Genomic DNA, 11,572 nt, shown 5'->3' with positions numbered 1-11,572 from the left:
TTTAGGCAGATAAGTGTCCGACCGCTTGCGTAACAAGGGTTCTGCGTAGGGCTTGCACCACTCGAAAATCTGTACTCCATCAAAAGAGGTGCTCTATGCCGCGTTCCAGACTCTACGAAATCGCCCGCTTCGTCCTCGTCGGCGGCGCGTGCTTCCTCCTCGACTACGGACTGCTCTACATCCTCACCGAGTACGGCGGACTCCACTACCTCCTCTCGGCAGGAATCTCCTTCACCGTCTCCGTCCTCGTCAACTACTGGCTTTGCCTCGTCTGTGTCTTTCGTGGGGCAAACGCGCAGACACGGCGCGCGAAGATGCTCTTTTTCGGCTCAAGCATCGCGGGACTCGGGCTCAACCAGCTGCTCATGTGGGTACTCGTCGACATCATTGGCATCTACTACATGATTGCCAAGCTCATCGCCGCCGGCATCGTCATGGTGTGGAACTACATCCTCAAACGCCGCGCCGTCCTCGGCAGATGAATCCATTCTAACAACTTCACACATGGACTTCAAGTCTCCCATCGCGAATGGGAGGTTTTTTCAAGTGCAGTTTTCTCCCCGTACAATGCAGGATTTTCCGCCCATAACAGAGAAATAACACCGTGATAGATTTTATCAATCGTTGAGATAAATTCTACGTATCATCGAAGGGGAGACGAAAGCTATGGCAATGGAAATCTCACGCCGCACCTTTATCAAGGGTACAGCGGCAGCGGGCGTTGTGCTCATGTCCGGCGCCTACCTCGGCTGTGGGAACCAAAACATTCCCGCGCAGGTCAGGCGCGGCGACGTGACCTACGATGTGCTCATCATCGGCAGCGGGGGAGCCGGTATGCGCGCGGCGCTCGCGGCGGCAAAGGACAAGAATCTGAAGGTCGCCGTCATGTCGAAGCTCATGCCCACACGTTCGGCATCGACAATGGCACAGGGCGGCATGAACGGTGTCACAGGAGTCACGGACGACAAGGACAGCGTCGAGTCGCACACGTTTGACACGATCAAAGGCGGGGACTACCTCTGCGATCAGGATGCCGTCGAATACTTTGCGGAGAACGCAGGCAAGACCATCTATGAGATGGACTACATGGGCTATCCCTACAACCGCCAAAAGGACGGACATTTCCATCAGCGCAAGATGGGCGGCTCCTCCCACGCACGCGCGTCCTACTTCGAGGATCGTGCAGGGCACGCGATGGTGCACGCGCTCTTCGAGCAGTGCCTTGCGCATGACGTAGACTTCATCTCCGAGTGCCAGATGCTCGAGATCACAATGACCGATGCGGGCAAGCTTGCGGGCGTCGTTGCAATGGATATGCGTTCGGGCGACCTCATCGGCATCCCCGCAAAGACCGTACTCATCGCAACGGGCGGCTACGGACGCGCGTATTGGGTACGCACATCCAATCCATACAGTTCGACGGGCGACGGCATCGTCGCAGGCATGAACGCAGGCATCCCGTTCAAGGATCCCGAGATGGTGCAGTTCCACCCGACGGGACTCTCCGTCAACGGCGTGCTCCTCTCCGAGTCCAGCCGCTCCGAGGGGGCGCTCCTCGTCAACAAGAACGGCGAGCGCTTTATGGCGCGCTATGCCCCCGAGAAAATGGAACTTGCAACACGCGACATTGTGGCGCGTGCAATCGCAACCGAGATTGAGGAGGGGCGCGGTATCGGCGAGGGGCTGACCGCAGGTGTCTACCTCGACTTCACAAAGATTCCCGCCGAGCGCATCCACGAACGTCTCGGACAGGTCGCCGATCTCTCTCTCCGCTTCGCAGGCGTCGATATCACAAAGGCACCTGTCCTCATCAGCCCAACCTGCCACTACTCGATGGGCGGGCTTGAGATGGCGGACTTCCATACGGGCGCGACGCGTGTGCCCGGCATCTTCACGGCGGGTGAGGCGAGCTGCGTCTCTGTGCACGGCGCGAATCGCCTCGGCGCAAACAGTCTCTCCGAGGTGCTCGTCTTCGGCAAGACCGCCGGAGAGGGGGCTGCCGCCTATGCAAAGGAGCACCGCTACGAAGGCAGTCAGGATGCTCTTACGGCGAGCTGCACGAAGTGGAAGGATACGTTCGACAAGGTGACATCGCGCCCACATATGGGCAACCGCACCGTTCCTGAGATCCGCGACGCGATGGTCGATACCATGTGGTTCAAGGCGGGCGTTTTCCGCAACGGCACACAACTGGAGGAGGCTGCAAAGGAGCTGCGTGCCCTTGAGGCGGACTACAAGAACTGCTTCGTCGGCGACAGCTCCCATGTCTACAACACAGCGTTCGCACAGTATGTCGAGCTCGGCAATATGCTGCAGATCTCCCATGCCATCGTGCAGGGCGCAATCGCACGCAAGGAGAGCCGCGGCGGTCACTCACGCCGTGACTTCCCGAAGCGCGACGATGTGAATTTCCTAAAGCACACGCTGATCTTCAAGAAGCCGGACGGCAGCTATGCGGCAGAGTATCAGGATGTTGTCATCACGAAATACCCGCCGAAGGAAAGGAAGTATTGACATGGACGTGCAGCTCAAAATCCATCGCTTTGTCGAGGGGAAAAAGTGGGTGGACACCTACAATGTCCCCGTCACCACGGGACTGACCGTCCTCAATGCGCTGACCTATATCAAGGAGAAGCTCGATCCGACACTCTCCTTTACGAGCGCCTGCCGCTCGAGTATCTGCGGTGCGTGTGCCGTCCGCGTGAACGGCAACGCCGAACTCTCCTGTGAGGTGCTCGTTGAGGATCTCCTCGCACGATACCAGGCCGAGGAACTGACGATCGAGCCGCTCGGCAACTTTACCGTCATCCGCGATCTCGTCGTCGACTGGGATCCGAAGTACGCGCGCATCAAGAAGGTGAAGCCCACCCTGCAGCCGAAGGACGAGTTTACCCCCGAAACCGGCTGCAGTCAGTCGCCCGCTGATTTCGACAAGTACAAGAAATACGCAGGCTGCATTCTCTGCGGCTCCTGTGTCTCCGAGTGCAACAAAAACACGCTGAATGCAGATGACTTCCTCGATCCGTTCGCCTTTGTCAAGGCAGAAAAACTCGTCGCCGACTCGCGCTCGAAGAGTCCTGCCGAGCATTTGAAGGCGGTCATCGATGCAGGACTCTGGCGCTGTTTCAACTGTCAGGAGTGCACGGCAAAGTGTCCGAAGGGACTCGATCCTGCGGGTGCGATTGAAAAGCTCAAGGAAGAGACGTTCAAGCATCATCTCGACGACAACGTCGGCGCACGTCATGCGAAGGCGATCTATGACGACATCTCCGAGTCCGGCACACTTGATGAGTCGAAGCTCAACATCAAATCCGAAGGCTATATCATGTCCGCAATGCGTCTGCCGATGGCACTGCGCCTCATGAATACGGGCAAGATGGACCCGCTCGCAAGCCATCCGGTCAACCCCGAGATCAAGACCATCGCGGCGATTGTAAAGGCTGCAGAAAAAGCTGACAAGGAGGAGGCATAAGGCATGAAGTACGCATTATTTCCCGGCTGTGTCCTCGATGGAGCAGCAGCCGAAGCATATACCTCGCTCAAGAAAGTCTGTGAAAGGCTTGGCATTGAAATCGAGGAGATTCCGAACTGGACGTGCTGCGGCGCCTCGCACGCACAGGGCGTGAACGATCTCGCCGCGCTCGCCGTCAACGCGCGCAACATCTCCATCGCCGAGCACATGGGGCTGCCCATCCTCACCGTCTGCAACACCTGCACACTTCAGCTGCGCACAGCGAAGCACCGCCTCGATCAAGATGCGGCGCTCAAGGAGAAGGTCAACGCCATTCTCAAGGAGGCGGGGCATCCATACGAGTATCAGGGAACGAGTGAGATCACGCATTTCCTCTGGGTGCTCGACGAACATCCGGAAGTCTTGGACGGCAAGATCACGAATGCGCTGAAGGGCACGCAGGTCGCCTGCTACTATGGCTGCCACATTCTGCGTCCCGCACCCGTCATGAATCACGAGAGCGGCGATTATCCCGAGTCGTTTGAACGCCTTGTACGCCGCCTCGGCGCGGATCCTGTCTGGTTCGATGCGGGGCGCAAGTGCTGCGGCTTCCACGCGCAGTTCACGGCGGAGCGCGACGTGCTGACCGTTACGGGGCAGATCGCCGCGAGCGCGGATCGCGCGGGGGCAAATTTGATTGCAACACCGTGTCCGCTCTGTCAGATGCAGCTCGATATGTACGGTCCGGAGGGACGTGAGGCGGTGCACTCGCAGACCGAGATGCCTGTCCTCCACCTGCAGCAGCTCGTGGGTCTTGCACTTGGCATGTCGAAGGACGATGTTGGATTTAACCGTCACGTTTCCGCGCGTGAAAAATTGAAAATCGGCGGCTGAGCCGCTTTTTAGGGAACTGCCCGCAGAAAATCCCAACGTATATGGGTCGGGTACTGCCACAAATGGCATATGATCCGACGCATAATACGGGAGAATGCTGGCAGTTTCTCATTTTATTTACCTATAATTACAATTTAACGAGTTTGAATAGAGGATATTGTCTATTATAATAGAATATAGGTAATGAATTCACTCTTATAAATTTGCTTCAATAGATAAAATAGTCTTGCTATTTTTGCGATTTTGCGTTACACTGAAAAAAAAGAATGGACGGCTCATTGACAGCAGATATGTGAGCGCTGCCAAATTCATCTGCGTAAAGGGAGTGAATATCATGTTTCTGGAGGAGCGCCAAGAGCTCATCGTCCGCATGGTGGAGCGTGACGGTAAGGTAAAGGTCAAAGAGCTCAGCGCCAAATTCAAGGTCACCGAGGATTGCATCCGCAAGGATCTGGGATCACTCGAGCGGCAGGGGCGGCTGAAACGCACTTATGGCGGCGCCGTGAAACTGACGCAGAGTGTTCACATGATCGAGGTCAGCCGTCATCGTCACATGGATGTAGAAGCGAAGCGCCGCATCGCACAGGCAGCCGTATCCCTCATTCAGGAGAAGGATATGGTCTTCCTCGATGTCTCGACGAGCAATCTCGCGATTGCCGAACTCCTGATGAAGAGCGACCGCGATCTGACGGTTGTGACGAACATGGTCGACGTGCTCGGCGTGCTCGCACGCAACCCGCGCATCGAGCTGATCTTTGCGGGCGGGCAGATCAATCGCGGGCGCGATGGATTCTGGGGCGGCATGACGCAGGACTTCATCGGCAGGCTCAAGCCCGACATCGCCTTTGTGGGCGCGGTCGGCGTGGATGTCAAGGGCAACAGTGTCTCCACCTACGACATCGACGACGGGCTGAACAAGGCGCGTATCATCGCGCGCAGTAAGCGTTCCTATGTCCTCGCGGAGGCGCGCAAGCTCTCGACGGACGGCAACTATGACTATGCGCCGCTCAATGCGCTTGCAGGGCTCGTGACGGATACGGAGCCGCCCTCGGACATTCGCGCGGCGGCGGCAGAGCTCGGTGTGGATATCGTGCTGCCGTAAAGTTTATAGTATCGTAACAAAAACCGGGACGGTCTTGCCGTTCCGGTTTTTTTGTGGGAAAATATGGAAAAAAGGGGGAGTTTGATGGACGATCTGCTCGAGCACTGTACGCTCTGCCCGCGCCGCTGCGGGGTGAATCGGAATGCGGGCGCGCGCGGCTTCTGCGGCGCGGGGGCAGCTGTACGCGTTGCGCGTACGATGCTGCACACATGGGAAGAACCCTGCCTCGTCGGCACGCATGGCGCGGGCGCGGTATTCTTCGCCCACTGCACGCTGCGCTGTGTCTACTGCCAAAATCATGAAATCAGCCATGATGGCAAAGGCACGGCGATGGACGAGGAAGAGCTTGCCGCGTGCTTTCTCGCACTCGAGCGTAAGGGGGCGGCAACGCTCGATCTCGTGACGCCGACGCACTACACGCCGCAGATTCTCTCTGCACTCACACTTGCACGCGCATGTGGGCTGACGCTCCCCGTGGTCTGGAATACGAGCGGCTATGAGACGGTGGAGAATATTGCGCGCCTTATGGGCGCGGTGGACATCTACCTCCCCGATCTGAAGTACGATACGGAGGAGAGCGGACGGCTCTACTCCGCTGCACCGAACTATACCGCGGCGGCGTGGGATGCCCTTGCGGCAATGGTCGCACAGGTCGGCAGTGTGCGCTTTGGCCGCGACGGCCAGCTGCTGCGCGGCGTGCTTGTGCGTCACCTCGTGCTGCCCGGGCACCGCCGCGAGAGCATCGCGCTCGTCAAGCGACTGTGGGCCGAGTTCGGCGATGCGATTCAGCTGAGCCTCATGCGGCAGTATACGCCGCTCTATCGCGCGGCTGAGTTCCCGCCGCTCCACCGCCGCCTCACGACGTTCGAGTATGAGTCCGTAGTGGATGCGGCGCGCGAGATTGGCATGACGAGGGTCTATGTGCAGGGGGCGGAGGCAGTGGGAGAAGAGTATGTGCCGGAGTTTACATAAAAGATTTGCATTGATTGATACAGCGGAGCAAGTCCCACGCAAACGCTTAGTTACGCAAGCGGTCGGACACTTATCCACCTAAATACCTGCGGACTTCTTAAACGCGCTTCGCTTGAACGAAAGAAATCCGCAGGGGGCAGAACGTGTCCTTTGCTCCGCTTGCTCCACTAGGGTTTGCTTAGGGACACCGCTCCGCTTCCTTCTCACGCCTTTTCTCCGCTTGCGTCTCCTTCCCATACCCTCATGATCCCCCTCCACGCCGCTTTCCTCATCAGATCGACAGGAATCATGGTGGCGGCGAGGAGTGTGACAAGCGCCCAGCCGCCCGCATGGATGGGCGTCGTGCTGAACATGCCGCCGATCCATGCGCCAACGGCGTGCGGGATGTAGGGCGCGTTGATGATTGCCGCCATGATGAGCACAATACCCGCCCAGACCTTGAGGAACCCAACGTTTTCCGACAGATCCCGAAAGATCCCGAAGCCCGTGGAGCGCACGTTGAAGCCGTTCATGAGCGCGGCGATAACGAAGAAGAGGAAGTATGCCGTATAGTGCTCCGCCTTTCCGTCGAAGACGGCAGCGATGTCTGCATCCGTGAGGAAGAAGAAGCTCAGGACGACGAGCCACGCGCCCATGCAGACGATCTGCACGGTCATTGCGGGCGTGATGAGGTTCGCGTCGCGTCGGCGCGGCTTCTCGCGCATATAACTCTCGTGTGCGGGCTCGTTGCCGAGCATGATGGCTCCGAGGCTGTCCATGACGAGGTTAATGAAGAGAAGGTGCGTCACGCGCAGCGGCTCAATGATGCCAAAGAAGGGCGCAACGGCGCTGACGACAACCGCCGCAATGTTAATGACGAGCTGGAAGCGGCAGAATTTCAGGATGTTGTTGTAGATTGTACGCCCGTAGAGGATCGCGTCCTTGATCGAGCGGAAATTGTCGTCGAGGATGACGATGTCCCCCGCGTCGCGCGCCGCCTCCGTGCCGCTGCCCATCGCAAAGCCGACATCCGCGCGCCTGAGCGCGGGCGAGTCATTGACCCCGTCCCCCGTCATGCCGACAACGAGGTTCATCTGCTGCGAGAGGCGCACAATGCGCGACTTGTCCGTCGGCAGTGCGCGCGCAATGACACGCAGCTGCAGCAGGACGCGCTGAACCTCCTCGTCACTCATCAGGGCGAGATCGCTGCTCGTCAGGACGAGATCGCCATCCGCGCGCAGGAGCCCCGCGTCGCGTGCAATCGCGACGGCGGTCTCGCGGCGGTCGCCTGTCACCATGACAACCTGCACGCCCGCCGCCTGTACCTCCGTGATTGCCTCGCGCGCCTCGGGGCGCACATCGTCTCGAATTGCAGCAAGCCCGATGAGCACGACATCGTTGTTGATTTCGTTTTTGCGGAAGGGCTGCGTCGAGTATCCGAACGCCAGCACACGCATCGCACGCGCGGCATAGGCGTTTATTTTTTCGTTCAGCTGCGCCGCATCAAACGGAACGACTGCCCCGTCCGCCGTGAGCGCGTATTTCGCCCGCGCGAGGAGCGCCTCGGGCGCGCCCTTGTAGACGACTGTGCCGCGCGCGGGCAGCTCTGCATGACTGAATTTGTTCGTCGAGTTGAACGTCTGCCTCTGACCGACGCGATAGCCGTCATTTGCCTGCATCGCACGGTAGGTCTCTGCCCCGAGGAAGCGCATGACTGCCTGATCGGTCGGATTGCCGCCGACAACCGAGCCACTCTCGTCATACATGGCGGCAGAGTTCATGCCGATCGCAAGTTTCAGCTTTTCATGGAGCGCTGCATGCGCCTCGATATCCGTGAGCACACATCCACCGGCAGTGAAAAACTCCACCACCTCGAGCTGTCCGCCCGTGATCGTGCCCGTCTTGTCGCTGAAGAGAATATTCACCGAACCTGCCGTCTCAATGCCAACCGCCCGACGCACGAGGACACCGCGCGCGAGCATCCGGCTCGTGTTCTGCATGAGCACGAGCGAGATCATGAGCGGCAGCCCCTCGGGCACGGCACAGACGATGATGAGGATCGCGAGCGAGACGGCCTGAATCAGATCCACGAGGATCTGACTCCAGCCAAGCATGACATACGCCTCCAGCCCGCCCGCACGCAGGGCAAAGAACATCATGTAGAGCGAGATGATGACAAGCCCCGAGACGTAGCCGAACGCCGAGATCTGGTCGGCGAGCTTCGAGAGTTTCACCTGCAGGGGCGAGTCCGGCTCACGCGCCTGCATCTCCGCCGCCATCTGCCCCATCATCGTGCCCGTGCCGACGCGGCAGACCTCCATCACGCCCTCGCCGTCAAAGACGACGCTGCCGCGAAAGAGGGTCGATGTATCGACGAAGCTGTCGCCTGTAATCTCCTCGGGAAAACGATAGTCCGTGTCTGCGGGCAGTTTCGGACACTCCTCCGTCTCCCCGTTCAGCGCGGTATTGTTGACGCGGAGTTCCCCCGCAATCAGCATGCCGTCCGCAGGAATCTTGTTGCCGCCCTGCAATATCACGTGGTCGCCGACAACAATGTCGTCCACGGGCATGACGACAAGCCCGTCGTCGCGGCAGACCTTTGCCGTATCCTTTGCCGTTCGCGCGCGCAGGGCGCGGTACTCTGTATCGCTCGCGACATTCGTCCGCGCGCTCACCGTCGCCACAATGATGACGGTCACAATCGTGCCGACCGGTTCGTAGATCTCCGCGTGCCCCGCGAAATACATCGCAATCATGAGCGCGACCATGACGAGCAGGATGCGGATCATCGGATCGCGGAACGTCTCCATGAACGCCTGTCCGAACGTCATCCACTGCGGCTCGGGGATGACATTCGCCCCGTGCGCGCGGCGCGACGCCTCCGCCTCAGCCGACGTAAGTCCCGTGAATTTCAAGACCGCTCCCCTTCCCTATACCACAGCATCATCTGCGCATGGCGTGTACAAAGTAGTAGACGAGATAGGCGCTGAGTGCGAGCGCCAGCCCCTCCCCGACACCGCCGTACATCGGCACAATCATGACGATCAGCGTCAGCACAGCAACGCGCGCGGGCTCCTCCCACGCCGCATTTGTCCGCCTCTGTGCGGTATCGGCGGCGGCAGAGACCACGTTGCGCCAGCGCGTCAGCCAGAGCACGATCCCCGTGACAATCATCGCCGCCGTCATGAGGATGAGTAATGCCCAGAAGATTTTTTCCGCCGTCATCTCATGGTTGTGGATGTGCAGATTCAAAAAGAATGGTGCCATCGTCAGCCATGCGGGCACGGGGACAAAGAGCGGCGCACCATCCCCCGCTGCCGGCAGGTACGCCTGTTCACCCAGCGCAAAGTCCGTTGCGCGCACAGTCGGCGCTGCAATCTGGAAGATATAGTAGGCGCTGTCCGCCGTGGGCAGCCGCATGGAAATGACATCCTTCTGCGGGAACTCCGCCGCAATCCGCGCATACGCCTCCTCCTCCGAGATCTGCGGCGCATTCGTCTGCGCGGCAAAATGCTCCGCCGCAAGCGCGTGCGCCGTGCGGTGATAGTCGCGGATGCCCACGGAATAGAGCACGATGAAGATGCCGCTCACGCACATGAGAACCGCCCACGTGCCTGCAAAGATCGAGGCGATCTTGTGCCAGTCCGACCAGAAGAGGCGGCTGCTCCTGCGTCTGCGGATACCGAAGGCAAGGTTTTTCATCATCGGCAGATAGAGGTAGATGCCCGTCACAATAGAAAGAACGGAGAGCACGCACATCGCGGCGAGGAAGTCGCGGCCTCCCTCCTCCATCCCCATGCGGACGTGCAGGACGTGCATTGTGTGCATGAACTCCTGCACCGCCTCTGAGCGGTAGACGCGATCCTTGCGGTCAAAGAGCGCCCCCGTCCGCACATCGTACACAATCTGCTCGCCCCCCATGCGCATATGCGCACGCGATGCCTTTCCGCCGCGATCCTTGACGAGGAAGTAGAGCATCCCATCCGAGGCATCCGGCGTAACTGCGAGAATCTCTTTCGTGGGAAACGCCTGTGTAAGAGCATCCGTCCCCTCCGGCAGTGCCGCCCAGATCTCGGAGAGCGGGAGCGCACCGCCGCGTGCGGGCAGATTCACCGTATTCCACGCGTTGATCTCCCCGCGAAAGAGCAGCGGCAGCCCCGTCAGCGTCAGCAGCAGAAGAAAAAGTGCGCAGACGAGGCTCACCCACTGATGAATAACGTATATTTTCCGCATAAAAAGTCCCCATTTCAAGAAATATGTTTCTTATCATATCATAAAATCAGGAAAAAGGGGACGAAAAAAAGAGGACGGCTGCGCTCCGCGGCGCAACCGTCCCCCATTCTCTCCAATCAGCCCTCTTCGACTTCGATCAGGGCGTACTTTCCATCATTGCGGCTGTAAACCACATTGACCTCCTCCGTCTCCGCGTTGCGGAATACGAAGAAGTGGTGATTCAGCAGATTCATCTGCATGATCGCCTCCTGCACGTCCATCGGCTGCAGGGTAAAGCGCTTTGTCTTGACGACCGGGAAGATATCGTCCTCCTCGGGCACGGGCTGGACAAAGGTCTCGACCGCCTCAGCCTTGAACCCGCCGTGGCGGAAACGGCGCTCGAGCTTCGTCTTCTGCTTGCGAATCTGGCGCTCCAACTTCTCGATGACGAGATCAATGGAGCTGTACATATCCTCCGAACGCTCCTCACCGCGCAGCAACACGCCGCGCACGATGGGAGCCGTTACCTCTACCTTGTGATGCTTGCCCTCCACCGAGAGCAGCACCGAGATATCGCCGATATTCTCGAAGTACTTCGTAATCTTGCCGACCCGCTTCTCCACATAGTCCCTCAGCGCCGGTGTAACCTCAACATTCTTTCCCCGAATCGTGAATGCAGCCATGAAACACAGCCCCTTTCTATCCACGGGAGCGCTCTTCTCACCGCTCTCCCTTATATCTATGTATTTCGACATGGTGCAAAAAAAACCTGCAAAAGAATTGTACTTTCCCTAAATTCTGATTTTTTAATGATTGTGCTTTTAGGAATCGCTGATAAAATAGACCTGCAGATTGGCGTAGATTGTTTCGTCCGAACAAGGCGGAAAACCGGACGCAGAGTTTTGCTCTGTGGAGGATTTTCCGCCGAAGTACGGGCAAAAAAGATGCGTCAAGATGGCGGT

9 protein-coding genes are annotated in these 11,572 nt (G+C 58.7%); 6 read left to right on the top strand and 3 right to left on the bottom strand.

The window, feature by feature from the left end; translation table 11 throughout:
- Nucleotides 1–95 precede the first annotated feature (95 nt).
- The 6 genes from HMPREF9163_RS06600 (at nucleotide 96) to HMPREF9163_RS06575 (ending at nucleotide 6,419) form a co-directional block, all read left to right on the top strand.
- Nucleotides 96–482: a GtrA family protein gene (locus HMPREF9163_RS06600; RefSeq protein ID WP_009440954.1), complete on the top strand. Its 387-nt coding sequence runs from the start codon at nucleotides 96–98 to the stop codon at nucleotides 480–482.
- Between the two features lie 184 nt (nucleotides 483–666).
- A complete protein-coding gene (locus HMPREF9163_RS06595; RefSeq protein ID WP_009440953.1) occupies nucleotides 667–2,514 on the top strand; it encodes an FAD-binding protein in 1,848 nt (615 codons plus the stop codon).
- A gap of 1 nt (nucleotide 2,515) precedes the next feature.
- The gene (locus HMPREF9163_RS06590; protein WP_009440952.1) at nucleotides 2,516–3,472 is read left to right on the top strand and encodes a succinate dehydrogenase/fumarate reductase iron-sulfur subunit; all 957 of its coding nucleotides are present in this window, start codon (nucleotides 2,516–2,518) and stop codon (nucleotides 3,470–3,472) included.
- A 3-nt stretch (nucleotides 3,473–3,475) separates the two neighbouring features.
- A complete protein-coding gene (locus tag HMPREF9163_RS06585) occupies nucleotides 3,476–4,345 on the top strand; it encodes a CoB--CoM heterodisulfide reductase iron-sulfur subunit B family protein (protein WP_009440951.1) in 870 nt (289 codons plus the stop codon).
- Nucleotides 4,346–4,679: 334 nt separating this feature from the next.
- A complete protein-coding gene (locus HMPREF9163_RS06580; protein ID WP_037346354.1) occupies nucleotides 4,680–5,447 on the top strand; it encodes a DeoR/GlpR family DNA-binding transcription regulator in 768 nt (255 codons plus the stop codon).
- Nucleotides 5,448–5,531: 84 nt separating this feature from the next.
- Entirely contained in the window at nucleotides 5,532–6,419 is an 888-nt protein-coding gene (locus HMPREF9163_RS06575) for a radical SAM protein (RefSeq protein WP_037346353.1), read from the top strand.
- A 203-nt stretch (nucleotides 6,420–6,622) separates the two neighbouring features.
- Here HMPREF9163_RS06575 and HMPREF9163_RS06570 read toward each other — a convergent pair whose 3' ends face one another.
- The 3 genes from HMPREF9163_RS06570 to hpf all read right to left on the bottom strand — a co-directional run bounded on the left by HMPREF9163_RS06570 (nucleotide 6,623) and on the right by hpf (nucleotide 11,293).
- Nucleotides 6,623–9,313 carry a cation-transporting P-type ATPase gene (locus HMPREF9163_RS06570; RefSeq protein ID WP_009440947.1) on the bottom strand — a complete coding sequence of 897 codons (2,691 nt, stop codon included), beginning with the start codon at nucleotides 9,311–9,313 and terminating at the stop codon, nucleotides 6,623–6,625.
- Between the two features lie 28 nt (nucleotides 9,314–9,341).
- On the bottom strand, nucleotides 9,342–10,631 hold the full coding sequence (locus HMPREF9163_RS06565; protein WP_009440946.1) for a PepSY domain-containing protein: 1,290 nt from the start codon (nucleotides 10,629–10,631) through the stop codon (nucleotides 9,342–9,344).
- A 116-nt stretch (nucleotides 10,632–10,747) separates the two neighbouring features.
- Nucleotides 10,748–11,293: a ribosome hibernation-promoting factor, HPF/YfiA family gene (gene hpf, locus HMPREF9163_RS06560; protein WP_037346350.1), complete on the bottom strand. Its 546-nt coding sequence runs from the start codon at nucleotides 11,291–11,293 to the stop codon at nucleotides 10,748–10,750.
- Nucleotides 11,294–11,572: the final 279 nt, after the last annotated feature.

Source organism: Selenomonas sp. oral taxon 138 str. F0429, assembly GCF_000318175.2.
GTDB lineage: Bacteria > Bacillota > Negativicutes > Selenomonadales > Selenomonadaceae > Centipeda > Centipeda timonae.
This window is presented reverse-complemented; position numbering and strand designations above follow the sequence as displayed.

Coding starts and splice junctions, on each gene's coding strand:
- hpf (WP_037346350.1), bottom strand. CDS start 11,293: ATGGCTGCATTCACGATTCGGGGAAAGAATGTTGAGGTTACACCGGCG.
- HMPREF9163_RS06565 (WP_009440946.1), bottom strand. CDS start 10,631: ATGCGGAAAATATACGTTATTCATCAGTGGGTGAGCCTCGTCTGCGCA.
- HMPREF9163_RS06580 (WP_037346354.1), top strand. CDS start 4,680: ATGTTTCTGGAGGAGCGCCAAGAGCTCATCGTCCGCATGGTGGAGCGT.
- HMPREF9163_RS06600 (WP_009440954.1), top strand. CDS start 96: ATGCCGCGTTCCAGACTCTACGAAATCGCCCGCTTCGTCCTCGTCGGC.
- HMPREF9163_RS06585 (WP_009440951.1), top strand. CDS start 3,476: ATGAAGTACGCATTATTTCCCGGCTGTGTCCTCGATGGAGCAGCAGCC.
- HMPREF9163_RS06590 (WP_009440952.1), top strand. CDS start 2,516: ATGGACGTGCAGCTCAAAATCCATCGCTTTGTCGAGGGGAAAAAGTGG.
- HMPREF9163_RS06595 (WP_009440953.1), top strand. CDS start 667: ATGGCAATGGAAATCTCACGCCGCACCTTTATCAAGGGTACAGCGGCA.
- HMPREF9163_RS06575 (WP_037346353.1), top strand. CDS start 5,532: ATGGACGATCTGCTCGAGCACTGTACGCTCTGCCCGCGCCGCTGCGGG.